This window comes from Hwanghaeella sp. 1Z406 (assembly GCF_048892425.1).
Lineage (GTDB): Bacteria > Pseudomonadota > Alphaproteobacteria > UBA8366 > Aestuariispiraceae > Pacificispira.
Genome location: NZ_JBLZHU010000027.1, coordinates 1 through 474 on the forward strand (window position 1 = coordinate 1; position 474 = coordinate 474).

Here is a 474-nt window from a genome sequence, read left to right on the forward strand (position 1 = left end):
TGACCGATGACAGCGAGACCTTGTCGGTCGAGATCAGCGGTATCCCAGACGGCGCGGTTCTGACCGCCGATGGTGAAGCGGTTACTGTCACCGATGGCGTTGCGACGCTGACGCCGGCGCAACTGGCCAATCTGACCATCACGCCGCCGGCGAATAGCAGTGATGACTTTGACCTGACTGTTACCGCGACCAGCACCGATGGTTCAGATACTGCCACCACGACAGCGACCCTTCCCGTCTCCGTGAACGGCGTCGCTGATGCGCCGACCCTCTCTACTGAAGCAGCAAGTGGTTCTGAAGATACAGCCATTGCCCTGGATATCAGCTCTGCGCTGACCGATGACAGCGAGACCCTGTCTGTTGAGATCAGCGGCATTCCAGACGGCGCGGTTCTGACGGCGGATGGTGAGGCTGTCACGGTGACCGATGGCGTTGCGACGCTGACGCCGGCGCAACTGGCGAACCTGACGATCA

General features: G+C 61.0%; 1 protein-coding gene. It reads left to right on the forward strand.

Annotated elements, in window-relative coordinates; all coding sequences use genetic code 11:
• The coding region (locus tag ACOSDR_RS20205; RefSeq protein WP_420732344.1) for a hypothetical protein at positions 1-474 on the forward strand (474 nt) is incomplete at both ends.